The sequence below is a fragment of the Frigoribacterium sp. AP1 genome, assembly GCF_056680555.1.
Genome location: NZ_CM155288.1, coordinates 1074045 through 1099806 on the forward strand (window position 1 = coordinate 1074045; position 25762 = coordinate 1099806).

A 25762-nucleotide genomic window follows, 5' to 3' on the forward strand; every position below is an offset into this window, starting at 1 on the left:
GAAGACCAGCACCTGGCGTGAACCAGAGGATGGATTTGAAACCCTACCACACGAACCACGAGTCGCAAGCGACCCGTTCTCGGGGAGGATGCCACCACTTGAGGCCGGGAAGCTCCGGATCGGGACCATCTCTGATCACTGTCCTAGCCGCTCCGCCGCACCTTTGGGCTGACTCGGATTACTTTACACAGCCCCCGGCCCCCACCCCCAAACTTCCGTGCATCCCGGGCGTGTCGCACCCGGGACCGGCGAGAGGAAACGGAGACGCCCCTCCACACCAGAGACTCACGACGTGGCTCGAAGCGTAGCCGCCGCTCGACCGAGAGAGCAGCTCGGACCGCGCATTATCAACACCGCCTCGGGGCCGATGCCCCGGCGTGATCGCGCGCCGACCCATCTGTCCGATGACGTAGCTCACCCCCGTGGTGTGACTCACGACAAGGGGGATCGCGAGGACACCGATCGCAACGGTCGAGACACGCCCATCGCGCAAGTCGCCCCGCCAAGCCCTCGCAGCCCGGCGCAGGAGGCACTGGCTGGTCGTACTCACCCATGACAGCCGTGGCCCTATGGAGCTACTGGAGGGGAGCCCCATCTCTCCGTGCGAGTAGAGCTGCTTCGTTCCCCCCTCACCCACCTCGAGCACCCTCCTCCCACGGTCGTGCCCGTGCGACGAATCAGCCGGGAGCCCTGCCGGTGCACCGCGTCTTCCGCTCACGACGCCTTAGCTCGCAGGAGGCGCATGTCATCCTCATGGCGAGTGGAGCAAAGACATCTCACATCAATGAACTCATCGCCGAGTCACCCGCTTTCGGGCTGAAGGCGACGCCGGTGTCGAGGGCCGGCCGATTCGGCCTGGGTGAATTGGTCGCAAGACACGGCCCTGTCCCGGAGCTGCCGTGCTGGGCGCTCGAGGCCGGCTCCAGGTCGGGCCGGCGGCTCCGTGGCCCTGGCCATGGCCGTGGCCCGAGAGGAACGTCCCCGCGTACAGGGCCTCTCGGGCTGGGAGAAGGAACCGCGTCCCACCGTTGTCCCGACCCGATCAGGGAAGACCCCCTGCGACCGACACCCGCGAGGGCGAACCCGTGGGAAGGAAGTCGGTAGTGGTCGGTGGAGGTGAAGTGGTCGACGTCGACGGATTCGGACGGCGGAGGCTGCCGGCTCTACGCACGCCGCAAAGGTCGACCGACAAGGAGACGAACCGCATCGGTATGGAAGACGTGCGCACCAATCGATGACCATACGCGCTTGGCTCGTGCAGAGATGCATGAGCCGGGATCGCTGCGGCACGGACCGACCCCAGTGCCGCGCGGAGGTCAGTCAAGCCCGATCGTCCTTGTGGTGACGAAAAGGGAACGGTTCGATCGCACAGTGGCCCTGAGCGCGCCTAGTGGGAGCAACTCGACTGGAGTGAGGCCCGAGCTCAAGCCCACGGCGCCTCGACTGCAACGCAGCAACACGGCAAGAATCCACTCGAAGCACGCCCTCAAGCCGGTTCCTCGAGTGTCACGGACCTGGAGACTCGATCCATTCGGCATATCGTGCGCCCAAAGCACCGGCAAGTCGGCGCAGTGGGAGACCGCCTAGGACATGCGCGCTGCTCTCGGGCAATGAGCCTCCACCCGGCGACCCTCCACCCTTGTCCGAGAGAAGGTCGGGGTGTCGAGCCGAAAACACGCCCGCAAGCGCACTGGCGGTGGTGCCGTCCTCTCGCGGGCTCCCTGCCTGCAGCTCTCCCCACCTCCAGGACGCCACGCCCAAAGCGGGGTCGTCCAGCTGGTCAGCGTTAAACGCAGAAAGGCCCCTTCCGAAGAAGGGGCCTTTCTGGTGTTGCATGTGCTCTTCGCACTAAAAGGAGTCCGGCGGTGTCCTACTCTCCCACAAGGTCCCCCTTGCAGTACCATCGGCGCTGAGAGTCTTAGCTTCCGGGTTCGGAATGTGACCGGGCGTTTCCCTCTCGCTATGGCCGCCGAAACATTTACCACACACCATTACTGGTGGTGAAGTCTGTCTCAGACCATGCACCCCATCCGTGATAGATGCGGCGACTTGTCTGTTGAGTTATGTTCCCGACCGTATTTCGGGAACCACATAGTGGACGCAAGCAGCTTTCCCCCACCTCTACAGGGAGGGAGTGTTGTCAAGTTATCGGCTTATTAGTACCGGTCAGCTCCATGGGTCGTTAGTCCCCACTTCCACATCCGGCCTATCAACCCAGTAGTCTAGCTGGGAGCCTCTCACCCCTAAGGGTATGGAAATCTCATCTCGAAGCCGGCTTCCCGCTTAGATGCTTTCAGCGGTTATCCGTTCCGAACGTAGCTAATCAGCGGTGCCCTTGGCAGGACAACTGACACACCAGAGGTTCGTCCATCCCGGTCCTCTCGTACTAGGGATAGATCTTCTCAAATTTCCTACGCGCGCAGCGGATAGGGACCGAACTGTCTCACGACGTTCTAAACCCAGCTCGCGTACCGCTTTAATGGGCGAACAGCCCAACCCTTGGGACCTACTCCAGCCCCAGGATGCGACGAGCCGACATCGAGGTGCCAAACCATGCCGTCGATATGGACTCTTGGGCAAGATCAGCCTGTTATCCCCGAGGTACCTTTTATCCGTTGAGCGACAGCGCTTCCACAAGCCACTGCCGGATCACTAGTCCCGACTTTCGTCCCTGCTCGACTTGTCAGTCTCACAGTCAAGCTCCCTTGTGCACTTACACTCGACACCTGATTGCCAACCAGGTTGAGGGAACCTTTGGGCGCCTCCGTTACTTTTTGGGAGGCAACCGCCCCAGTTAAACTACCCACCAGGCACTGTCCCAGAACCGGATCACGGTTCGTAGTTAGATATCCAAAGTGACCAGAGTGGTATTTCAACAATGACTCCACCTGAACTAGCGTCCAAGCTTCACAGTCTCCCACCTATCCTACACAAGCCACTCCGAACACCAATACCAAGCTGTAGTAAAGGTCACGGGGTCTTTCCGTCCTGCTGCGCGTAACGAGCATCTTTACTCGTAGTGCAATTTCGCCGAGTTCGCGGTTGAGACAGCTGGGAAGTCGTTACGCCATTCGTGCAGGTCGGAACTTACCCGACAAGGAATTTCGCTACCTTAGGATGGTTATAGTTACCACCGCCGTTTACTGGGGCTTAAATTCTCAGCTTCGCTTGCGCTAACCGTTCCTCTTAACCTTCCAGCACCGGGCAGGCGTCAGTCCGTATACATCGTCTTGCGACTTGGCACGGACCTGTGTTTTTAGTAAACAGTCGCTTCCCACTGGTCTCTGCGGCCTTTCCCGCTCCGGGAGTAAATCCCATCACGGTTCCGGCCCCCCTTCTCCCGAAGTTACGGGGGCATTTTGCCGAGTTCCTTAACCACGATTCTCTCGATCTCCTTGGTATTCTCTACCTGACCACCTGAGTCGGTTTGGGGTACGGGCGGCTTGAACCTCACGTCGATGCTTTTCTCGGCAGCATAGGATCACTGATTTCCCCCAATCGGGGTACGCATCGGATCTCAGGCGCATTGACGACGGATTTGCCTATCGTCAGCCCTACATCCTTACACCAGGTTCACCTTACGGATACCATCGCCTGGCTCAGCTACCTTCCTGCGTCACACCTGTTAATACGTTAACCGCACCAGCATGGGGTCGAGCGTTAGACCGGCCGGCATCACCCCGAAGGGATCCACTCAGCCGGGTTAGGACTCTTAGCACCACTGGATTAGCTTGGGCGGTTCTTCGCCGGTACGGGAATATCAACCCGTTGTCCATCGACTACGCCTGTCGGCCTCGCCTTAGGTCCCGACTTACCCAGGGCGGATTAACCTGGCCCTGGAACCCTTGGTCTTTCGGAGGACGGGTTTCTCACCCGTCTTTCGCTACTCATGCCTGCATTCTCACTCGTGTGGCCTCCACGGCTGGTTTACACCGCCGCTTCACTGGCCACACGACGCTCTCCTACCACTCCGTACGACTGAACCACGAAGGCTTGTCTATAATACGAAATCTACAACTTCGGTGGTGTGCTTGAGCCCCGTTACATTGTCGGCGCGGAATCACTTGACCAGTGAGCTATTACGCACTCTTTCAAGGGTGGCTGCTTCTAAGCCAACCTCCTGGTTGTCTATGCAACTCCACATCCTTTCCCACTTAGCACACGCTTAGGGACCTTAGTTGGTAGTCTGGGTTGTTTCCCTCTCGACGATGAAGCTTATCCCCCACCGTCTCACTGCTGCGCTCTCACTTACCGGCATTCGGAGTTTGGCTGACGTCAGTAAGCTTTTGGGCCCCATCGGCCATCCAGTAGCTCTACCTCCGGCAAGAAACACGCAACGCTGCACCTAAATGCATTTCGGAGAGAACCAGCTATCACGAAGTTTGATTGGCCTTTCACCCCTATCCACAGCTCATCCCCTCAGTTTTCAACCTAAGTGGGTTCGGTCCTCCACGACGTCTTACCGTCGCTTCAACCTGGCCATGGATAGATCACTTCGCTTCGGGTCTAGGACATGCGACTGGATCGCCCTATTAAGACTCGCTTTCGCTACGGCTACCCCACACGGGTTAACCTCGCCACATATCGCTAACTCGCAGGCTCATTCTTCAAAAGGCACGCTGTCACCCCTACAAGGAGGCTCCAACGGTTTGTAAGCAAACGGTTTCAGGTACTATTTCACTCCCCTCCCGGGGTACTTTTCACCTTTCCCTCACGGTACTTGTCCGCTATCGGTCATCTGGGAGTATTTAGGCTTATCAGGTGGTCCTGACAGATTCACACGGGATTTCTCGGGCCCCGAGCTACTTGGGATCCCCATTCAGCCAGCGCCAGCATTTCGGCTACGGGGTTCGCACCCTCTATGACCAGCCATTCAAAGCTGTTCGCCTATACTGCGCTGTAACTGTCCCTGTCCGGCAGAACAGGACAACGGGTCCCACAACCCCGACCATGCAACGACCGCCGTCTATCACACATGACCGGTTTAGCCTCTTCCGATTTCGCTCGCCACTACTGACGGAATCACTGTTGTTTTCTCTTCCTGTGGGTACTGAGATGTTTCACTTCCCCACGTTCCCTCTACCCGCCCTATATATTCAGGCGGGAGTCACCAGACATAACGCCTGGCGGGGTTTCCCCATTCGGAAATCCTCGGATCAGGGCTCGATTATCAGCTCCCCGAGGCTTATCGCAGATTTCTACGTCCTTCTTCGGCTCCAGATGCCAAGGCATCCACCGTTTGCTCTTAGAAACTTGACCACAAAGTTGCTGCCAGCCAAAGACTGACAGCTCAGTGTTATCTCATTCGCCAACCACACCCCAAAGGGCGGATTGGTCTAAGAAATTGCACTTAGTATCACAAACAACAACCAACCCGAAGGCCAGCCCTGCTTGCGACTAAGATGCTCGCGTCCACTGTGTAGTTCTCAAAATACGGGCGGCACCATGAACACCCTGCAAGTGATGCAGAACCTTCATGGCCCAGAGGAAAAACAACCACACCAAAGCGTGGATGTTTGGTCCCTCAGGACCCAACAGCGTGCAAGCCCCCCACCCCAGAACACCCTCACCTTCCAGACACCCAAAAGGTGCCGTACTAGCGCTGATGCTCTTCGTGAAGAGCCATTGTCAATGTTCCACCCATGAGCGCCGGCCGAAGACATTCGCTTCGAAACCGACTTGACCCGTTGACCCCCGTGTATACCGCGGGGCGAGTACATGCTCCTTAGAAAGGAGGTGATCCAGCCGCACCTTCCGGTACGGCTACCTTGTTACGACTTAGTCCTAATCACCGATCCCACCTTCGACAGCTCCATCCACAAGGGTTAGGCCACTGGCTTCGGGTGTTACCGACTTTCATGACTTGACGGGCGGTGTGTACAAGGCCCGGGAACGTATTCACCGCAGCGTTGCTGATCTGCGATTACTAGCGACTCCGACTTCATGAGGTCGAGTTGCAGACCTCAATCCGAACTGAGACCGGCTTTTTGGGATTCGCTCCACCTTACGGTATCGCAGCCCTTTGTACCGGCCATTGTAGCATGCGTGAAGCCCAAGACATAAGGGGCATGATGATTTGACGTCATCCCCACCTTCCTCCGAGTTGACCCCGGCAGTCTCCTATGAGTTCCCACCATAACGTGCTGGCAACATAGAACGAGGGTTGCGCTCGTTGCGGGACTTAACCCAACATCTCACGACACGAGCTGACGACAACCATGCACCACCTGTATACCGACCTTGCGGGGCGACCATCTCTGGACGTTTCCGGTATATGTCAAGCCTTGGTAAGGTTCTTCGCGTTGCATCGAATTAATCCGCATGCTCCGCCGCTTGTGCGGGCCCCCGTCAATTCCTTTGAGTTTTAGCCTTGCGGCCGTACTCCCCAGGCGGGGAACTTAATGCGTTAGCTGCGACACGGAGACCGTGGAATGGCCCCCACATCTAGTTCCCAACGTTTACGGCATGGACTACCAGGGTATCTAATCCTGTTCGCTCCCCATGCTTTCGCTCCTCAGCGTCAGTTACGGCCCAGAGATCTGCCTTCGCCATTGGTGTTCCTCCTGATATCTGCGCATTCCACCGCTACACCAGGAATTCCAATCTCCCCTACCGCACTCTAGTCTGCCCGTACCCACTGCAGGCTGGGGGTTGAGCCCCCAGATTTCACAGCAGACGCGACAAACCGCCTACGAGCTCTTTACGCCCAATAATTCCGGACAACGCTTGCACCCTACGTATTACCGCGGCTGCTGGCACGTAGTTAGCCGGTGCTTTTTCTGCAGGTACCGTCACTTTCGCTTCTTCCCTACTAAAAGAGGTTTACAACCCGAAGGCCGTCATCCCTCACGCGGCGTTGCTGCATCAGGCTTTCGCCCATTGTGCAATATTCCCCACTGCTGCCTCCCGTAGGAGTCTGGGCCGTGTCTCAGTCCCAGTGTGGCCGGTCACCCTCTCAGGCCGGCTACCCGTCGTCGCCTTGGTGAGCCATTACCTCACCAACTAGCTGATAGGCCGCGAGTCCATCCTTGACCAAAATTCTTTCCAACTCCTAGCCATGCGGCTGAAGCTCGTATCCGGTATTAGACGCCATTTCTAGCGCTTATCCCAGAGTCAAGGGCAGGTTACTCACGTGTTACTCACCCGTTCGCCACTAATCCCTGGAGCAAGCTCCAGTTCATCGTTCGACTTGCATGTGTTAAGCACGCCGCCAGCGTTCGTCCTGAGCCAGGATCAAACTCTCCGTAAAAGAAAAAACAGCACAACCGGAATAGGCCATGACTGCTGAATTTGATGCTGACTAAAGAACAAAACAATCTGACGATTGTTGTTGTCCATCAATCTCAAAGAAACCTAAACACCACTCACAACCCCACCAAAGATGAGGCCACAAGCAATGCCAGGGTATAATTTGGCATTTGACAATGTGCACGCTGTTGAGTTCTCAAGGACCAAACGCACCGGGGACCCAGCCTTGGAAGACCTTTGCCCTGGGCAGTTCTTTGATCTTTGTGCACTGACCGACGATGTCGAGATCGTGCCGAAGTCCCTTGCGGAACGAGCCGTAACTCTACATCACCTTGTTCAGTGTTCGCAACTCGCTTGGTCCGAGGCTGTGAAGCAACTCGAGGACTTGGAAGTTGGTCCCGCTTGAGGGCCGGAAGAGCTTCGCTCCGCCGCACCTTTGGGGTGACAAGTGATTACTTTAGACACGTCCTGCCCGCTCTGGCCAACCGTCCGTGCATCCCGGGCGTGTCGCGCTACACATCCGGGAGGTGCGAGCCCTTCAGCCGAAGGGCAGCACGAGCACGGCGCCCAGGGACACCGAGGCGATGACGATCCACGACGCCAGACCCACGAGCACGGCGCGACCACCGGTGCGGACGAGGCGCTCGAGTCGGATGCCCGACCCCAGGCCGACGAGCGCGAGCCCGAGCAGGACCGACTGGACCGTCCCCGCGATCGCGAGCAGCGCCTCCGGGACGGGGACCACCGTGCGGACGACGACCGCGACGGCGAAACCGACGACGAACAAGGGCACGATCGGCGGTCGGGCACCGGCGCCGGCGCCCTGCCGACGGACGATCGTCGAGGTGATCGCCACGATGGGTGCGAGCATCAACACCCGCGTGAGCTTGACGATCACCGCGATCGCGAGGGCGGCGGCTCCGGCGGTCTGCGCCGTGGCGACGACCTGTCCCACGTCGTGCACGCTCGCCCCCACCCAGGCCCCGAACTCGAGGTCGGACAGACCGACCCACCCTCCGACCAGGGGCAGGACGGCGATCGCGAGCGTGCCGAAGAGCGTGACCAGGGCCACGGGGGTCGCCGCGTCCTTGCCGCGATCCCGGGTCACGGCGCTCATCGCGCCGATGGCCGACGCCCCGCAGATCGAGAAGCCGGCCGCGAGCAGGAGGGGCTGGTCACCGGGGAGACGGGCCCACCGACCGAGCAGGTAGGTGACGCCGAAGGTCAGCGCGAGGATCGCGATCACCACGACGACCGTCACCCAGCCGAGGCCGGCGACGTCGATCAAGCTGAGCTGGAGGCCGAGCAGCACGACGCCGATGCGCAACAGTCGCTTGGAGGCGAGGGTGAGTCCGGGCTTCCAGTCGCCGTCGAGCACCGGACGGAGGGGCCGGACCTGCGCGACGGCGATGCCGACCAAGACGCACCAGGTGAGGACGGGGACCGCCGGCAGCACGGAGTGCAGGCCCCACGCCACCCCGTAGGCGGCCCCGGCGACGACGAGCCCCGGCACCGGACGCGCACGGGAGGGCGCGTCGACGGCGGCGGGGCTCACCGGACGGGCCTAGACCCGGTTCTTGGCCGGGTTGATCAGCGAGCCGAGGCCGGAGATCGCGACCTCGACGGTCTGGCCCGACGTGAACGGACCGATGCCGGCGGGCGTGCCGGTCAGGATGACGTCGCCGGGCAGCAGGGTGAACACGTCGGTGACGTACTCGATCAGCTCGGGGATCTTGTGGATCATCTGCATCGTCGACTCGCGCTGCATGACTTCTCCGTCGACCCGGGTCTCGATGGTGGCGTCAGCCCAGTCGAACTCGTTCTCGATGTACGGCCCGAGCGGCAGGAAGGTGTCGTAGCCCTTGGCACGGGTCCACTGACCGTCGGCGTTCTGGACGTCGCGGGCCGTGACGTCGTTGGCCACGGTGTAGCCGAAGACGACGTCTTGGTAGTCCTCGGCCTTGACGCGCTTGGCGATCGATCCGATGACGATGGCGAGCTCACCCTCGAAGTCGACCCGGCCGACGTCGGGCGGCAGCTGGATCGAGTCGCCGAAGCCGATGACCGTCGTGTTGGGCTTGAGGAACAAGACGGGCGCCTCGGGCGCGGACTGGCCGAGCTCGTCGGCGTGGTCCTGGTAGTTCAAGCCGACCCCCACGATCTTGGAGCGGGGGATCACCGGCGCGAGCAACTTGGCCTGACGCAGGGACACCCGCTCTCCGGTCGTCTCGTACCCGCTGTACATCGGGTCGCCGGCGAGGACGATGAGCTCGCGCTCGTCGACGATGCCGTAGCGGGGGTCTTCTCCGGGCGTGGCGAAACGGGCGATCTTCACGCGTCGAGCCTAGTCATCCAGCCGTGGACGTCGGGACGGCGGCCGTACTGGATGTCGGTCAGCTCTTCGCGCAGCGACATGGTCAGTTCGCCGCCGGACGCGGCGGGCGACCCGATGTGGATGCCCTCGCCCTTGAGCTCGGCGATGGGGACGACGACCGCGGCCGTGCCGCAGGCGAAGACCTCGACGATGTCACCGGACGCGACGCCGTCACGCCACTCGTCGATCGTCACGCGACGGCGTTCGACGCGGTGCCCCCGGGCCTCGGCCAACTCGAGGATCGAGTCGCGCGTGATGCCCTCGAGGATCGAGTCGCTGTCGGGCGTCACGAGGGTGCCGTCCTTCTTGACGAGCACCACGTTCATGCCGCCGAGTTCTTCGATGTAGTTGCTCTCGGACGAGTCGAGGAACAACACCTGCTGGCAGCCGTTCTCGTAGGCCTCTTGCTGCGGCAGCAGCGACGACGCGTAGTTGCCGCCCGTCTTGGCCGCACCCGTTCCCCCCTTGCCGGCGCGGGCGTAGTTCGTGGTCAGCCAGATCGAGACGGGAGAGACGCCGCCGCTGAAGTAGGCGCCGGCCGGGCTCGCGATGACGTGGTACGACACCTCGTGCGCGGCCCGGACCCCCAGGAACGCCTCGGTGGCGATCATGAACGGTCGCAGGTAGAGGCTCGTCTCGGGGGCCGACGGCACCCACCCCAGATCGGCCCGCACGAGCTGGCGGACGGACTCGACGAAGTCGTCCGTGCTGAGCTCGGGCAGGGCCAGTCGGCGGGCCGAACGCTGCAGGCGACGACCGTTGGCGTCCGGGCGGAACGACCAGACCGAGCCGTCGGCGTGCCGGTAGGCCTTCATGCCCTCGAAGATCTCTTGCGCGTAGTGCAGCACCGACGCCGACGGGTCGAGCTGGAGAGGGCCGTACGGGTGCACGGACGCCGCGTGCCAGCCGTCGGCGAGGGTCCACTCGATGGTCACCATGTGGTCGGTGAAGTGCTTGCCGAAGCCGGGGTCGCTGAGGATCGTCTCGCGTTCGGCGTCGTCGCGAGCCGTCTCGGACGGCGTCAGCTCGAACTGCAGCGGGAAGTCGGCCGAGTCGTCGGTCGGGGCGGAGACGTTGTCGGTGGTGGTCATGATGCCCTTCAGGCGGAGGCAGACGGGGACAGGGTGCGCACGCGGTCGGCGATCGCCGTGCCGATCTCGGCCGTGCGGCGGGCAGGGACTGACGGATCGTGCGAGGCGCGGTCGGCGATGTCGGCGTCGACGGCACGGGTGACTCGGGCGGCCGCGTCGGACAAGCCGAGGTGGTCGAGCAGGAGCGCGACCGAGAGGATCGCCGCCGTCGGGTCGGCCTTCTGCTGACCGGCGATGTCGGGAGCCGAACCGTGCACGGGCTCGAACATGCTCGGGAAAGTGCCGTCGGGGTTGAGGTTGCCCGAGGCCGCGAGCCCGATGCCACCGCTGATGGCGCCGGCCAGGTCGGTGAGGATGTCGCCGAACAGGTTGTCGGTGACGATGACGTCGAAGCGGGACGGGTCGACCACGAGGTGGATGGTGGCCGCGTCGACGTGCTGGTAGTCGACCGCCACGTCGGGGTACTCGGCGGCGACCGCGTCGACGGTGCGCTGCCAGAGGCTGCCCGAGAACACGAGCACGTTGGTCTTGTGCACGAGGGTCAGGCGACCACGGCGACCACGGGCCTTCTCGAAGGCGAAGCGCACCACTCGCTCAACGCCGTGGGCCGTGTTGACGCTGACCTCGTTCGCGATCTCGTGCGGCGTGCCCTGCCGCAGTGCGCCTCCGTTGCCGACGTAGGGGCCCTCGGTGCCCTCGCGGACGACGACGAAGTCGACCTCGCCGGGCGCCGAGAGCGGCGAGGCGACACCGGGGTACACCTTGGTCGGCCGCAGGTTGACGTAGTGGTCGAGGGCGAAGCGCAGCTTCAGCAGCAGGCCGCGCTCGATGATGCCCCCGGCCAACCGGGGGTCGCGGGGGTCGCCCCCCACCGCGCCCAACAGGATCGCGTCGTGTGACGCGACGGCCGACAGGTCGTCGTCGGTGAGGATGTCGCCCGTCTCGAGGTAGCGCCCCGCGCCCAGCGAGAACGTCGTGACCTCGAACGTCGCGTCGTCGCCCGCCGCGACCTCGAGCACCTTGAGCGCCTCGGCGACGACCTCGGGGCCGATGCCGTCTCCGGGGATGGCGGCGAGTCTGACGGTGCGGGGCATGGTTCTCCTGGCGTCTCGGGGGGCTCGCCACACTTTACCCGGGGGCAGGAGGGCCGCGCGGGCCGGGCGACCGGGTCGGTCCACCCGTGCCGGGGTGGCCCGGCACGGCCCGGGCCTCAGTCGGCCGAGGAGGCGCGGCGCATGGTCGTGAGGGCGACCACCACCGCCGCGACCATCACCAGTGCCCCGACCCCGGCCGTGACGACGAGACCCTGGTCGAAAGCGTCGGTGGCGGCGTGCAGCAGGGGCCCGGCGAGCGAGTCGGGCAGCCCGTCGGAGACCGCCACCGCGCCTCCCAGGGTCTCCCGGGCGGCCTCGCCGGCCTCGGCGGGCACGCCGGCGGGGACGACGAGCGCACCCCGGTAGATGGCGGTGAGCATGCTGCCGAGCACGGCGGTGCCGAGCACGGCACCGACCTCGTAGGCGGTCTCGGAGACCGCCGAGGCGGCCCCGGCCCGGTTCGCGGGCACGGCCGCGATGATCAGGTCGTTCGAGATCGTCTCGGCGGCACCGACGCCCAGACCGACGAAGGCGAAGGCCACGACGAACACGCCGACCGGAGCCCCGGCACCGGTGGCGAAGACCGCCGCGTAGGCGAGGGCGGCCGAGGCGAGACCGATCGCGACGATGGTGCGCGGGCGCAGCCACCGGACGACCCGGACGACGGCGAGGCCCGCCAGGATCATCACCACGAGACCGGGCACCAGCGTCAGCGCGGCCTGCAACGGCCGCAACCCCACGACGAGTTGCAGGTGCTGGGTCGTGAAGAACAGGAAGGCCACGAGCGCCACGACGGCGAGCAGGTTGACCATCACGGAGCCGGCGAACACCGGGTTCGTGAACAGCCGCACGTCGAGCAGTGGACGCGGGCGGGCGAGCTGACGCCGGACGAACAGCCAGCCCGAGCCCACGCCGACCCCGGCCAGGGCGGCGACGGGCCAGACGAAGCCGTCGGTCGCGAGCAGCTTGATCGCCGCGACGACCGGAGCCATCGCCGCGAGCGACAGCAGCACCGAGAACGGGTCGGCGGGCCCGGGAGCGGGGTCGCGGCTCTCGGCCAGCAGCAGCGGTCCGGCGATCAACAACGGCACGAGGACCGGCACCGCGATGAGGAACACCGAGCCCCAGGCGAAGTGCTCGAGCAGCACGCCGCCGACGATCGGCCCCAGGGCCGACCCGGCGGCGAAGCCCGAGGCCCAGACGGCGATGGCGAGCCGGCGTTGCTCGCGGTCGAGGAACGTGCTGCGCAGCAGGGAGAGGGTCGCCGGCATGATCATGGCGCCGAAGAAGCCCAGCACGGCCCGGGCCGTGATGAGCTGCTCGGCGCTCGTCGAGAACGCCGCGAGGACCGAGACGACCGCGAAGCCGCTCGCCCCGATGAACAGCAGCTTGCGGCGGCCGAACCGGTCACCCATCGACCCCATGGCCACGAGCAGGCCGGCGAGGACGAGTGAGTAGACGTCGACGATCCAGAGCTGCCCCGCTGCGCTCGGCTGCAGGGCGGTCGAGATCTCGGGCAGCGCGAAGCTCAGCACCGTGTTGTCGACCGAGACGAGCAGCACCGGCAGCATGAGCACGACCAGCGCGGCCCACTGTCGCCGCCCGGCACGGGGCGGGACGCCGGTCGAGGTCGTGGTGGTGGCGGAGCGGGTCATGGTGCTCTCTCGCGGTCGGTGGGTCGGTGGGTCGGTGGGTCGGAGGACGGCCTGTGGTGCAGGCACCGCCCGGCGGCGACCCGACGAGGGCAGGAGGCGCGAGCCCTGACCGTCCGGACGGTACAGTTACACCGTCCAGACGGTACAGTAACAGAATGAGTCCTCGACCGTCAGCCCGGGAATCGATGCTCGACACGTTCGAGACGCTCGTCGTCGACGACGGCGAACGCGCCGCGACCTTCGACGCCGTCGCCGCTGCCGCCGGCGTCTCGAAGGGCGGACTGCTCTACCACTTCCCCACCCGCGAGGCGCTGGTCGACGGCCTCGTCGACCGACTCACCGCACTGCTCGACGACGACGTCGCCGCCATGACCAGTGCACCCGAGGGCGTCGTGGACTACTTCGTCCGCACGTCGTCACCCGCGACCATCCCCGCGGACGACCCGCTCGACCGCTGCATCACCGCCGTCTCGAACCTGGCGTCCAGCGGGCGCCACCCCCGCGCGCTCGAGGCCCTGACCGCCATGCAGTCGCGCTGGCACCAGGTCGTCCTCGACGCCGTCGGCGACCCCGCGGTCGCCCGGGTCGTGTCACTCGTGTCCGACGGGCTCTACTTCACGCCACGGCCGTTCTCGCCGGTGGACTCGGGCGGCGACCCGCGCCACGACACGTCGATCGACGACGTCATCGCCGTGCTGCAGCGGCTCGTGCCGCGCAGCTGACCCGCGCCTCCTGCGTTCCCGGCCGACCGGACCCCGGGAAGCCGCCGAGACCACAGCGCGCGCGGAGGGGTCTCGGCGACGTGTCGGGGTCTCGGCGATCAGACGGCGACGATGCAGGCGGGGCTGCCCAGGGTGAAGAGGTCGACGGGGGCGCCGGGCAGACCGGTCGTGTCGTCGAGCGGCAGCACCGAGACGGTGTCGGAGCCCTGGTTGGCGCAGTAGAGCAGGCCGGCGGCGATGGCGAAGTGCCGTGGCCAGGCGCCGCCGCAGGGCACCTGCCCGACCAGGCGGAGCCGCGAGGACTCGGCACCGTCGGATGCGCCCTCGGCATCGACCGAGGTCTCGAGCACGCTGATCGTGTCGCGGCCGCGCGTGGCGACGTAGACCCGCGAGCCGTGCACGGCCAGGTGCGACGGGAGGTCGCCCTGCTCGTTCGGCTCGCCCTCGACGACCGCCACCGAGTACGGGATGACGAGTTCGTCACCCTGGCGGCGGACGACGTACAGACGGGCGTCGAGCTCGCCCACGACGAGCAGGTCGCCCCCGAGCCAGGCGAGGTGTCGCGGGCCCGAGCCGGCGGGCATCGGGTGGACGGCGACGATCGACGGCTCGAGCGTGACGACGTCGACGGCGACCTCGATCAGCCGGTCGGTGCCGAGGTCGCTGACCAGGTGCGTGCCCCACGGCGTGGCGACGATCTGGTGGGCGTGCGGCCCGCCCTGGCGATCGGCGACCGGGCCGGAGCCCGACGGGAGCGCGACGGTCGCGGTCACGCGCGCGGGATCGGTGGCCTCGGAGCTCAGCACCCCGAAGGTGCCGCCGACGTAGTTCGCGACGAGCAGGGCGTTGGAGGCCGGGTCGTGCTCGATGTGGCAGGGCGAGGCGCCGCCGGACGCGGCGACGCCGGCCTCGACCAGGCGGCCGGCCGCGATCGTGTACGAGAGGACGCGACCCTCGTTCGTCTCGGCGACGGCGTGCAGTGCGCCTTCGGTGACGACCAGGAACGACGGGTCGTCGGCCTCGACGACCTGGCCGGCCTGCCAGCGCCCGTCGGCCCGCGACCGCTCGAGGACGGTGATGCCGACGCCGTGGCCACCGCTGACCGCGGTGTACGAGCCGACGTAGAGGCGCGTCGGGGTGGACGGGGCGGGGTCGCTCACGCGCGGCCCGCCGTCGGGTCGTCGCCCGCGGCGATGCGCTCGTGGTGGTGGATCACCTCGGCGACGATGAAGTTCAGGAAGGACTCGGCGAAGGCCGGGTCGAGACGGGCCTCTTCGGCCAGGCGACGCAGGCGCTGGATCTGCACGCGCTCACGCTCGGGGTCGCTCGCCGGCATGCCCGCCGCCGCCTTGAGCAGGCCGACGGACTGCGTGTACTTGAACCGCTCGGCGAGCATGTGGACGAGGGCGGCGTCGATGTTGTCGATGCTCTGGCGGATGCCCGCGAGCTCGTCGATCGCGCCCTGGTCGGCTGAGCTGAGGGGGCTGTCCGCCCCGAGAGGACTGTCGAGTGCCATGCACCGACCCTATCGGCGAGCCCGGCGACGGGACCAGCGACGGACCGCCACGCACGAAGGAGGCGCGTCCCGCTCTCGCGAGACGCGCCTCCTTCACGGCCGGGTCGGCCCGGGCGGTCAGTCGACCAGCGTGAGCGTGACCTCGACGTTGCCGCGCGTGGCGTTCGAGTACGGGCACACGTGGTGGGCCGCGTCGGCGAGCTCTTGACGACGCTCGGGCTCGACGTTCGGCGTGTAGATGTCGAGCTCGACGGCGAGGCCGAACCCGCCCTCGCCGTTGCCGCCGATGCCGACGCTCGCCGAGACCTCGGCGCCCTTCGTGTCGACGCCGAGCTTCTTGCCGGCGCCGTGCATGGCGCTGAGGAAGCAGGCGGCGAAGCCCGCGGCGAACAGCTGCTCGGGGTTGGTGCCCTCGCCGGAGCCGCCGAGTTCTTTGGGGGGCCGCGTGTCGAAGTCGAGCCGGTCGTCTTCGCTGCGGACGTGGCCGTCACGACCCCCACCGGTGGCGTGGGCGATGGCGGTGTAGGCGATGTCGAGTGTCATGAGGAGAAGACCATACCTAGAATCTGGGAGTTGGCTCGGTGGCGGGTGAGTGTGGTAGCTCGGCTCAGCCGAGCAGGTCGTGACGCTGCACGATGGCGTCGCGGCCCGGGCCGACGCCGATCGCCGAGATGCGGGCACCGCTCATCGCCTCGACGGCGAGCACGTAGTCCTGCGCGGCCTTCGGCAGGTCGTCGAAGCTGCGGGCACCGGTGATGTCTTCGGTCCAGCCGGGGAACTCTTCGTAGATCGGCGTCGCGTGGTGGAAGTCGCTCTGCGAGACGGGGACCTCGTCGTGGCGGACGCCGTCGACGTCGTAGGCCACGCACACGGGGATGGTCTCGAGACCGGTCAGCACGTCGAGCTTCGTCAGCACGAAGTCGGTGACGCCGTTGATGCGGGCCGTGTAGCGAGCGATGGGGGCGTCGTACCAGCCGCAGCGGCGCGGGCGGCCGGTGGTCGTGCCGAACTCGAAGCCGTTGGCCCGCAGGAACTCGCCCGAGGCGTCGAAGAGCTCGGTCGGGAACGGGCCGGCGCCGACGCGCGTCGTGTAAGCCTTGACGATGCCGATGACCCGCTCGATGCGGCCGGGTCCGATGCCCGAGCCGGTCGAGGCGCCGCCCGCGGTCGCGGACGACGAGGTCACGAACGGGTAGGTGCCGTGGTCGACGTCGAGCATCGTCGCCTGGCCCGCCTCGAAGAGGACGGTCTTGCCGGCCTCGAGCGCCTGGTGGATCTCGAGCGCCGTGTCGGCGACCATCGGCTTGAGCCGCTCGGCGTACGACAGGAGCGACTCGACGACCTCGTCGACCTCGATCGCACGCCGGTTGTAGATCTTGACGAGCAGGTGGTTCTTCTGGTCGAGGGCCGCCTCGACCTTCTGCCGCAGGATGCCCTCGTCGAAGATGTCCTGCACGCGGATGCCGACGCGGTTGATCTTGTCGGCGTAGGTCGGGCCGATGCCGCGACCGGTCGTGCCGATCTGGCGCTTGCCGAGGAAGCGCTCGGTCACCTTGTCGAGGGTGCGGTGGTAGTGCGTGATGACGTGCGCGTTCGCGCTGACCCGCAGCCGGGAGACGTCGATGCCCCGCGCGATGAGCGCGTCGAGCTCGTCGAAGAGCACCTCGATGTCGACGACGACGCCGTTGCCGATGACGGGCGTGACACCCGGCGAGAGGATGCCCGAGGGCAGCAGGTGCAGCGCGTACTTCTGGTCGCCGATCACCACGGTGTGGCCGGCGTTGTTGCCGCCGTTGAACTTGACGACGTAGTCGATGCGGCTCGACAACAGGTCGGTGGCCTTGCCCTTGCCCTCGTCGCCCCACTGGGCTCCGATGATCACGACTGCTGGCATGGGTTTCTCCTCATGTCGGGGAACGCACCGGGTGAGGTGCACTTGAGTCTACCGACAGGCTCCTCCGGGCCGCCCGGAGGCCGCCGGAGCCGCCGAGGAGGCGCGGCGCGCGACCCGCGGTCGACCTCCGGTGGCCATTTGTGGTCACGTACGACAAACTGTGCCCATGAGTCTCGTCGCCGGGGTCGACTCATCGACCCAGAGTTGCAAAGTCGTCGTCCGTGATCTCTCGACGGGCGAACTCGTCCGGCAGGGGTCGGCAAGGCACCCCGAGGGCACCGAGGTGCCTCCGGCCGCCTGGTGGGAGGCGCTGCTCGCGGCGATCGCGGACGCCGGCGGCCTCGACGACGTCGCCGCCCTCTCGGTCGCGGGCCAGCAGCACGGCCTCGTCGCCCTCGACGCCGACGGGCGCGTCGTCCGGGACGCCCTGCTCTGGAACGACACCCGCAGCGCCCCGGCGGCCCGCGACCTGATCGACGAGCTCGGGGCCGACGAGTGGGCCCGACGCACGGGCTCCGTCCCCGTCGCGTCGTTCACCGCGACCAAGCTGCGCTGGCTGCGCGACGCCGAGCCCGAGAACGCGGCGCGGGTCGCCGCGGTGGCCTTGCCGCACGACTGGCTGACCTGGCGCCTCCTCGGTTTCGGCCCTGCCGACGAGAGCCCGCTCGGGCCCGATCTCGACGCCCTGGCCACTGACCGTTCGGACGCCAGCGGCACCTCGTACTGGAGCCCCGCCGGCGAGGCCTACGACCTCGAGCTGTTCGAGCACGCCTTCGGCCGCCCCGCCCGCGAGGCGCCCGGCGCGGGGGCGTCCGGCAGCACCGACCTCGCCGACGACGCCGATGCGCGCGTCGTGCTGCCGCGGGTGCTGCAGGCCGACCAGGCGGCCGGCACGACGGTCGCGGACGGCCCCGTGCCCGCCGGCATCGTGGTCGGGGCCGGCGCGGGCGACAACGCCGGCGCGGCCCTCGGCCTCGACGCCACGGTCGGCGATCTCGTCATCAGCATCGGCACCAGCGGCACGGCCTTCGCCGTCACCGACCGGCCCGTGACCGACCCCAGCGGCACGGTGGCCGGTTTCGCCGATGCCGCGGGCGGCTACCTGCCCCTCATCGCCACGTTGAACGCGGCCCGGGTGCTGTCGTCGATCGGCGGACTGCTCGGCGTCGACCACGACGAACTGGCCCGCCTGGCCCTCGCGGCCGAGCCGGGAGCCGGCGGCGTCACGCTCGTGCCCTACTTCGAGGGCGAGCGCACCCCCGACCTGCCCGACGCCACGGCCACGCTCTCGGGCCTGACCCTGGCGAGCTCGACCCGCGAGAACCTGGCCCGCGCCGCGGTCGAGGGCATGCTGTCGGCGCTGTCCGACGGTGCCGCCGCGGTCCGTCGTCAGGGCGTCGAGGCGACGCGGGTCCTGCTCATCGGCGGAGCGGCCCTGAACCCGGCCGTGCAGGACGTCGCGCGACAGGTGTTCGACCTGCCCGTGGTCGTGCCCGAGCCGGGTGAGTACGTCGCCGACGGGGCGGCACGGCAGGCGGGCTGGGCCCTGTCGGGGACGCGACCGACCTGGGCTCCGGCGACCAGCGCCTCCTTCGAGGCCGACCTGCGACCCGCCGTCGGCGAGCGCTACCGGGCCGCGCAGGGGCTGGGGTCGCTGCCGCGGCCGTGACTCGGAGCGCAGGGCTCGGGGCCCGGGGAGCGGGGCATGGATGACGAGAGGGACGCCGCCTAGGATCGGACCATGCCCAGCGACCCGGCCAGCACGCGCACGACCATGGCCGAGGACTACCTCAAGGTCATCTGGAAGGCCGAGGAGTGGGCCGAGGCCGGCAGCGACTCCGGCATCTCGACCAACGAGATCGCCGCCACGCTCGGCGTCAGCGCGTCGACCGTCTCGGGCAACCTGCGCAAGCTCGACCGCGACGGCTACCTCGACTACGAGCCCTACCGGCGCATCGCGCTGAGCGACCAGGGCCGGGCGATCGCCGTGTCGATGGTGCGTCGCCACCGCCTGATCGAGACGTACCTGGTCGAGCGTCTGGGCTACGGCTGGGACGAGGTGCACGACGAGGCCGAGGTGCTCGAGCACGCGGTCAGCGATCGGCTGCTCGACCGGTTCGACCTCGAGCTCGGGCACCCCACGGCCGACCCGCACGGCGACCCGATCCCCGCGGCCGACGGCACGGTCGTGCGGCCTCCCGCCCACCCGTTGGGCGACTTCGTCGAGGGCGAGTGCGGGTTCGTCGTCCGCGTCTCGGACGACGAACCCGAGCTGCTGCGGTACCTCAGCTCACTCGACCTGAGGGTCGGTGCGCACGTCCGCGTCGGCGAACGACGCGACTACGCCGGCTCGCTGCAGGTCGTGCTGACCGACGCACACGACCACGCGGTCGGCAGCGTCGAACTGGCCGGCGTCGCCGCGGCGTCGGTGTGGGCGAACTCCGAGCCGCACACGCACGCCTGAGGCGACGGGTCGGCGGGCAGTCCCGCCTGCCCTCCTGCCTGCCTGGCTGCCTGCCTGCCTGCCCGCCTGCCCGCCTGCCCGCCACGAGGTAGACAACCCGCCACCCGTTTGCGTGGCGGGTTGTTTACTTCGTGGCGGGTCGAACGCCACGAGGACGACCGCAGGAGGCGCGGGCCGGGTCAGGAGGCGCGGGTCACGGACGCCGGGTCGGCCAGCACGGCGGCGAAGGCCAGTTCGGCGGCACCGATCGTCAGCCGGTCCACGCCGAGCGCGGCCCGGGTGATCCGCACGTCGTCACGAGCGCCGGGCAGGGACTGCCCACGGACCCGATCGGCCAGACGGCCGGGGTCGGCAGCGTGCAGCGATCCGAGGAACCCGCCGAGCACGATCAGCTCCGGGTTGAACGAGTTGACGACGCCCCGCAGGGCGACGGCCAGGAAGTCGATCTGACGTCGGACCTCGACGGCCACGGGCGAACCGGGACCGGCACCGGCGAGTGCCGCGTCGAGCTGGTCGGCCTGACCGCGGTCGAGCCCCGTGACGGCGAGGAGGCGGGCCTGCCCGACCTCGGTCTCGAGGCAGCCCACGGCGCCGCAGTGGCAGAGCTGGCCGACCGAGTTGACGAGGGTGTGCCCGATCTCGCCGGCGAAACCGCCCACACCGGTCACCGGGCTGCCGCCGATCAGGACTCCCCCGCCGACGCCGCTCGCACCGCCGTTCAGGAACACGAGGTCGTCGACACCCCGCCCGGCCCCGAAGCGCCCCTCGGCGATCGCCCCCAGCGAGGCGTCGTTGGCGGCGCGGGTGGGCAGACCCGTCGCCGAGGCGACGACGGCGGCGAACGGCTCGTCGATCCAGCCGAGGTGCGGGGCGAGGCGCACCACTCCCCCGTCGGAGCCGACCAGGCCGGGCACCGCGAGACCGACCCCGAGCACCCGCACGTCGGGAGACAGCGCGGTGGTCCGCAGCTCGTCGATCACCTCGGCGGCGAGCGCCGCGGCCTGGGGCGCGCTGGGCACCCCGACGGTCTCGCGCCGGACGCGGTGCTGCACGACGCCGTCGAGCCCCACGGCTCCGACCGTGACGGCGTCGATCTCGGGGTTGACCGCGATCGCGACGACACGGGGACTCGGGGCCACGACCGGGCTGGGACGCCCGACCCGGTTGGTGCCGACCGGGTCGGTCTCGACGACGAGCCCCAGGTCGACGAGTTCGCCCACGAGCGCCGCGATCGTCGAGCGGTTGAGCCCGGTGGCCTGGGTCAGGGCCGACCGCGACGTGGCCCCGTCGGTGTGGACGATGCCGAGCACCGTCGCGAGGTTGTCCCGCCGGACCCGGTCGAACCGAGCACCGAGATCGGGCGTCGTCGCGGTGTCACCACCGCCCTGCTGAGTCGTCACGTCCCCACCCTCCGTGCGTCGAGGCTACCTCGACCTCGACGGGCGGCACGGCGCGGGGCCGGCCACCCGTCGACCGCGGGACTCAGAACTCGTCGACCCGCCAGCCGGTGGCGGCGGTGTCGACCGACACCGCGCCTCCTGACCGCGTGACGACGAAGTCGGCCGACCCGCCGGTGGGCGTCGTCACCGTGAGCGAGCGGGTGCCGTCGCCCCCGGGGAACACCTTGAGCACGAGACCGTCGAGGTAGTCGTGGTCGGGGCGGTCGTCCCGCGCGCCGACCGGGATCACCGCCCCCTCGCGCACGTAGAGCGGCAGGCTCAGCACGTCGTGCTGCTCGGTGCGCCAGGTGCCCGACCCCGCGTCGACGACCTCGCCGGTCCACCAGTTCGTCCAGCGTCCGGCCGGCAGGTACACCTCGACGGTGCCGTCGGCCGAGAAGACCGGCGCGACGAGCAGGTCGTCGCCGAGCAGGTACTGCGTGTCGACGTGGGCGGCGCCTCGGTCGTCCGGGAAGGCCAGGGCCATCGGACGCATGACCGGCAGTCCCGACCTCGACGACTCGAGCCCGGCGGCGTACAGGTAGGGCATGAGCGACAGCTTGAGCTTCGTGAAGCGCCGGGTGACCTCGACCGCCTCGTCGTCGAACGCCCACGGCACCCGGTACGACGAGCTGCCGTGGAACCGGCTGTGGCTCGACAGCAGGCCGAAGGCCGTCCACCGCTTGTAGACCTCAGCGTCGGGGGTCCCCTCGAAACCGCCGATGTCGTGGCTCCAGAACGAGAAGCCGCTCATGGCCAGGGACAGGCCGCCACGGAGGGTCTCGGCCATCGACTCGAAGGTCGACGTCGAGTCACCACCCCAGTGCACCGGCAGCGCCTGACCACCGGTCGTCGCCGACCGGGCGAAGACGACCGCGTCGCCCTCGCCGCGCACCTCCTCGAGCACCTCGAAGACCGCCTGGTTGTAGAGCTGCGTGTACCAGTTGTGCATGCGCTCGGGGTCGGAGCCGTCGTGCCAGACGACGCCGGTGGGGATGCGCTCGCCGAAGTCGGTCTTGAACGCGTCGACCCCCTGGGCCTGCAGCCGACGCAGGTGGCCCTGGAACCAGGCCGTCGCCTCCGGGTTCGTGAAGTCGACCAGCGCCATGCCCGCCTGCCAGAGATCCCACTGCCAGACGCTGCCGTCGGGGTTCTTCACGAGGTACCCGGCGTCGGCGGCCTCGCGGAACAGCGTCGAGCGCTGCCCGATGTAGGGGTTGATCCAGACGCAGACACGCAGGTCGCGCTCGTGCAGCCGGGCGAGCATTCCCTCGGGGTCGGGGAACACCCGGGGGTCCCACTCGAAGTCGCACCACTGGAACTCGCGCATCCAGAAGCAGTCGAAGTGGAAGACGCTGATCGGCATGTCGCGACGGGCCATCTCGTCGACGAAGCCCGTCACCGTCGCCTCGTCGTAGTCGGTCGTGAACGACGTCGACAGCCACAGGCCGTACGACCAGGCCGGCACGTGCGCCGGGCGACCGGTCAGCCGCGTGTAGCGGTCGAGCACGTCGGCGGGCGTGGGCCCGGCGATCACCAGGTAGCGGAGGGTCTCGCCCGCCACCGAGAACTGCACCCGCTCGACCGACTCGGAGCCGATCTCGTACGAGACGTGGCCGGGGTGGTCGACGAGGACGCCGTACCCGCGGTTGGTCACGTAGAAGGGCACGTTCTTGTAGGCCTGCTCGCTCGAGGTGCCTCCGTCGGCGTTCCACACGTCGACCGTCTGGCCGTTCTTGACCAGCGGGCCGAACCGTTCGCCGAGTCCGTAGACGAGCTCGCCCACGCCCAGCGAGAGCTGTTGCGAGACGTACGACGGGGCGAGGGTGCGGGACGTCCCCGCTCGCGCGTTGCCGATCATGGAGCCGTCGACCTGCGCGTCGGCCGCGAGCCGGTGGTAGCCGACCGACTTCGGGCCCGAACGGGTGAGCACGGTGTCGCCGTCGCGGAACGTGAGGTCGAACGGCGCACCGCGACCGACCGTGGCGGTGAGGCGTCCCGAGGTCAGGGTCGCGCCTCCTTCGCTCGTCTGGACGACCCCCACTCCGGCGGGGCCGCCTTCGGCACCCACGAGGTCGAACCCGATCTCGTCGCGACCGCCGGCGAAGTGCGTCACGTCGACGGCGATGACGCCCTCCATCGGCGAGCTCAGCGCGACGGTGAGCGTCGGGCGGTTGAGGGTGTCGCCCCGCGAGGCGATCACCTTGGTGGGCGCGGTGACCTCGATCGAGCGTCCGTCCGCCCGGGTCTCGACGTCGTGGACCTCCTGGGCGAAGAGGGACTCGACCCCCGGGCGGATCTGCCAGAAACCGTCGGTGAACTTCATGTGGAGCCTTTCGGGGTGGAACGCGTCACTTGACCGCGCCGGCCGTGATGCCGCGGGTCAGGGTGCGCTGGAAGATCAGGAAGAAGACGAGCGTGGGGATCAACCCGAGCAGGGCCGACGCGCTCGTCGTGGTGACGTCCATCAGCCGGTCGCCCTGCAGGGCGGTGATGGCGACGGGAACCGTCTGGTTGCCGTTCGACACGAGGAAGGTGAGCGGGATGAGGAACTCGTTCCAGGTCCAGATGAAGAAGAAGATCGCGAGCACCGACAGGGTCGGCCGACTGATCGGCACGATCACCCGCCAGAGGATCTGCCACCGGCTCGCGCCGTCGAGCGACGCCGCTTCGAGCACCTCTTTCGGGAACGTGCCGTAGACGCTCGAGAGCAGGTAGGTGCCGAAGGCGCTCTGGATCACCGTGAAGATGATGATGACCGCCCAGATGTTGTCGTAGAGGCCCACCTGCTTGAACATGAAGTACAGCGGGTAGAGCAGCGCCTCTTGCGGCAGCATGTTCGCCAGCAGGAACAGCACGATGATCCAGGTCCGACCGCGAACCCGGCCGATGCCGAGCGCGTAGGCGTTGAACACCGAGATGACCACGGCGAACAGGGCCACCAGCCCGGCGATCACGAAGCTGTTCCAGAGCTTGGCGGGGAACTCGACCCGGTTCCAGAAGTTCACGAGGCCGTCGAAGTACAGCGACGTCGGCAGGCTGAGCGGCCCCCCGGTCGTGTAGTCGGCGGGCGACTTGAACGAGTTCACCAGGATCAACAGGAAGGGCAGGGCGATCAGCACGCCGAAGGCGATGGCCGCGGCGAGGATCACCCAGTCGGCGGCCGTCTTCTTGCGGCCCCGTCGCGACGCCTTCGGGAGGCGCGGGCTGGGGACCGCGGGACGGATGCGGTCGTCTTTCACCGGCGGGACGACGGTCGTGGCCATCAGCGTTCCCTCTCTGCTCGTTCGACCCGGTTCTGTGCCCGGATGAAGAAGATCGTGATGACGACGATGACGAGTGTCAGCGCCGTCGCGATGGTCGCTCCGTAGCCGACCTGCTGGCTCTGGAAGAACTCGCTGTAGGCGTAGTAGCTCGGCACGATCGTCGAATCGCCGGGACCGCCGCGGGTCAGGGCGTAGATCGGGCCGAAGACCTTGAGCGCGGCGATCGTGCAGGTCAACACGACGACGAAGATCTCGGGTCGGATGATGCTCACCGTGATCGCCCGGAACCGCTGGAACCAGCCGGCGCCGTCGAGCTCCGCCGCCTCGTACAGCTCGGGGTCGACCCGTTGCAGCGCGGCCATGAAGATGACGACGGGATAGCCGAGCTGCACCCAGACCATCACCACCATGATGCTGAGCAACGCCGTGTCGGGGCTGCCGAGCCAGTTGTGCTGCAGGGCACCGAGCCCCACCGCGTCGAGCACGGTGTTGAGCGCGCCGTTCTCGGGTCGGAGTATCCAACCGATGACGATCGCGGCGATCGCCACGGGCAGGATCTGGGGCAGGTAGTAGGTCGCGCGCAGGAACGAGGCGAGGCGACCGCCGAACTTCCGGCCGATGAGGTCGAAGAGCATCGCGGCGAGCAGCAGCCCCAGCACGGTGGGGACGACCACCATCGCGATGATCAGGAAGACGCTGTTGAGGAAGGACGTCCAGAAGCGGTCGTCGCTCATCAGCTCGCGCCAGTTGTCGAGCCCGGCCCAGGTCGGTGGCCGGATGCCGCGGTAGTCGGTGAAGCTGAGGTAGACGTTCCAGATCAACGGGACGAGGATCACGACCGTGAAGAGGACGAGGCCCGGGATCAGGTACAGCCAGAAGCCCGCGCGGCGGGCTCCGGGCAGGAGGCTCTCCTCCGGCGGGAGGGCCGACGACGTGCGTCGGCCCTCGCGACGGGGGCGCGCCTCCCGGGCACCGGGGCGGGTGTCGAGGGAGGTCACG

At 67.3% G+C, this 25762-nt stretch carries 16 protein-coding genes and 3 rRNA genes; 3 read left to right on the forward strand and 16 right to left on the reverse strand.

What is annotated here, in order from left to right; all coding sequences use genetic code 11:
* Window positions 1-1857: 1857 nt before the first annotated feature.
* The 8 genes from rrf to AC1MBW_RS05150 all read right to left on the reverse strand — a co-directional run bounded on the left by rrf (window position 1858) and on the right by AC1MBW_RS05150 (window position 13462).
* Window positions 1858-1974: ribosomal RNA gene (gene rrf / locus AC1MBW_RS05115) — 5S ribosomal RNA — on the reverse strand.
* A 162-nt stretch (window positions 1975-2136) separates the two neighbouring features.
* A 23S ribosomal RNA gene (locus tag AC1MBW_RS05120) occupies window positions 2137-5259 on the reverse strand.
* Window positions 5260-5729: 470 nt separating this feature from the next.
* Window positions 5730-7249 (reverse strand): 16S ribosomal RNA (locus AC1MBW_RS05125).
* Together the 16S, 23S and 5S rRNA genes form the textbook arrangement of a ribosomal RNA operon.
* A gap of 537 nt (window positions 7250-7786) precedes the next feature.
* A complete protein-coding gene (locus tag AC1MBW_RS05130; protein ID WP_480025679.1) occupies window positions 7787-8803 on the reverse strand; it encodes a YeiH family protein in 1017 nt (338 codons plus the stop codon).
* A 9-nt stretch (window positions 8804-8812) separates the two neighbouring features.
* A complete protein-coding gene (locus tag AC1MBW_RS05135; protein ID WP_054146214.1) occupies window positions 8813-9583 on the reverse strand; it encodes a fumarylacetoacetate hydrolase family protein in 771 nt (256 codons plus the stop codon).
* Window positions 9580-10713 carry a branched-chain amino acid aminotransferase gene (locus AC1MBW_RS05140; protein WP_480025680.1) on the reverse strand — a complete coding sequence of 378 codons (1134 nt, stop codon included), beginning with the start codon at window positions 10711-10713 and terminating at the stop codon, window positions 9580-9582. Before AC1MBW_RS05140 ends, AC1MBW_RS05135 begins: the two co-directional genes overlap by 4 nt.
* Before the next feature lie 8 nt (window positions 10714-10721).
* The gene (locus tag AC1MBW_RS05145) at window positions 10722-11807 is read right to left on the reverse strand and encodes a 3-isopropylmalate dehydrogenase (RefSeq protein ID WP_480025681.1); all 1086 of its coding nucleotides are present in this window, start codon (window positions 11805-11807) and stop codon (window positions 10722-10724) included.
* Between the two features lie 116 nt (window positions 11808-11923).
* On the reverse strand, window positions 11924-13462 hold the full coding sequence (locus tag AC1MBW_RS05150) for an MFS transporter (protein ID WP_480025682.1): 1539 nt from the start codon (window positions 13460-13462) through the stop codon (window positions 11924-11926).
* Between the two features lie 155 nt (window positions 13463-13617).
* Between AC1MBW_RS05150 and AC1MBW_RS05155 the strand changes: the two genes are divergently transcribed.
* Window positions 13618-14184, forward strand: a complete 567-nt coding sequence (locus AC1MBW_RS05155) for a TetR/AcrR family transcriptional regulator (RefSeq protein WP_480025683.1) — start codon at window positions 13618-13620, stop codon at window positions 14182-14184.
* A gap of 98 nt (window positions 14185-14282) precedes the next feature.
* Here AC1MBW_RS05155 and AC1MBW_RS05160 read toward each other — a convergent pair whose 3' ends face one another.
* The 4 genes from AC1MBW_RS05160 to AC1MBW_RS05175 form a co-directional block, all read right to left on the reverse strand.
* Window positions 14283-15344: a lactonase family protein gene (locus AC1MBW_RS05160; RefSeq protein ID WP_480025684.1), complete on the reverse strand. Its 1062-nt coding sequence runs from the start codon at window positions 15342-15344 to the stop codon at window positions 14283-14285.
* On the reverse strand, window positions 15341-15700 hold the full coding sequence (locus AC1MBW_RS05165) for a chorismate mutase (RefSeq protein ID WP_082452693.1): 360 nt from the start codon (window positions 15698-15700) through the stop codon (window positions 15341-15343). The genes AC1MBW_RS05160 and AC1MBW_RS05165 overlap by 4 nt, the downstream gene beginning before the upstream one ends.
* Before the next feature lie 117 nt (window positions 15701-15817).
* Complete coding sequence (locus AC1MBW_RS05170; protein ID WP_054146207.1) at window positions 15818-16243, reverse strand: organic hydroperoxide resistance protein; 426 nt, start codon at window positions 16241-16243, stop codon at window positions 15818-15820.
* A gap of 64 nt (window positions 16244-16307) precedes the next feature.
* Window positions 16308-17594: an adenylosuccinate synthase gene (locus AC1MBW_RS05175; RefSeq protein ID WP_054146206.1), complete on the reverse strand. Its 1287-nt coding sequence runs from the start codon at window positions 17592-17594 to the stop codon at window positions 16308-16310.
* A 166-nt stretch (window positions 17595-17760) separates the two neighbouring features.
* On the opposite strand from AC1MBW_RS05175, the gene AC1MBW_RS05180 reads away from it, so the two are divergent.
* Complete coding sequence (locus AC1MBW_RS05180) at window positions 17761-19263, forward strand: xylulokinase (protein ID WP_480025685.1); 1503 nt, start codon at window positions 17761-17763, stop codon at window positions 19261-19263.
* Window positions 19264-19335: 72 nt separating this feature from the next.
* A complete protein-coding gene (locus AC1MBW_RS05185) occupies window positions 19336-20058 on the forward strand; it encodes a metal-dependent transcriptional regulator (RefSeq protein WP_480025686.1) in 723 nt (240 codons plus the stop codon).
* A gap of 179 nt (window positions 20059-20237) precedes the next feature.
* On the opposite strand, the gene AC1MBW_RS05190 is transcribed toward AC1MBW_RS05185, so the two are convergent.
* The 4 genes from AC1MBW_RS05190 to AC1MBW_RS05205 form a co-directional block, all read right to left on the reverse strand.
* Window positions 20238-21458: an ROK family protein gene (locus AC1MBW_RS05190; RefSeq protein ID WP_054145547.1), complete on the reverse strand. Its 1221-nt coding sequence runs from the start codon at window positions 21456-21458 to the stop codon at window positions 20238-20240.
* An 82-nt stretch (window positions 21459-21540) separates the two neighbouring features.
* Complete coding sequence (gene yicI / locus AC1MBW_RS05195; RefSeq protein WP_480025687.1) at window positions 21541-23823, reverse strand: alpha-xylosidase; 2283 nt, start codon at window positions 23821-23823, stop codon at window positions 21541-21543.
* 25 nt (window positions 23824-23848) lie between these two features.
* A complete protein-coding gene (locus AC1MBW_RS05200; RefSeq protein WP_480025688.1) occupies window positions 23849-24763 on the reverse strand; it encodes a carbohydrate ABC transporter permease in 915 nt (304 codons plus the stop codon).
* Window positions 24763-25761 carry a carbohydrate ABC transporter permease gene (locus tag AC1MBW_RS05205; RefSeq protein WP_480025689.1) on the reverse strand — a complete coding sequence of 333 codons (999 nt, stop codon included), beginning with the start codon at window positions 25759-25761 and terminating at the stop codon, window positions 24763-24765. Before AC1MBW_RS05205 ends, AC1MBW_RS05200 begins: the two co-directional genes overlap by 1 nt.
* Window position 25762: the final 1 nt, after the last annotated feature.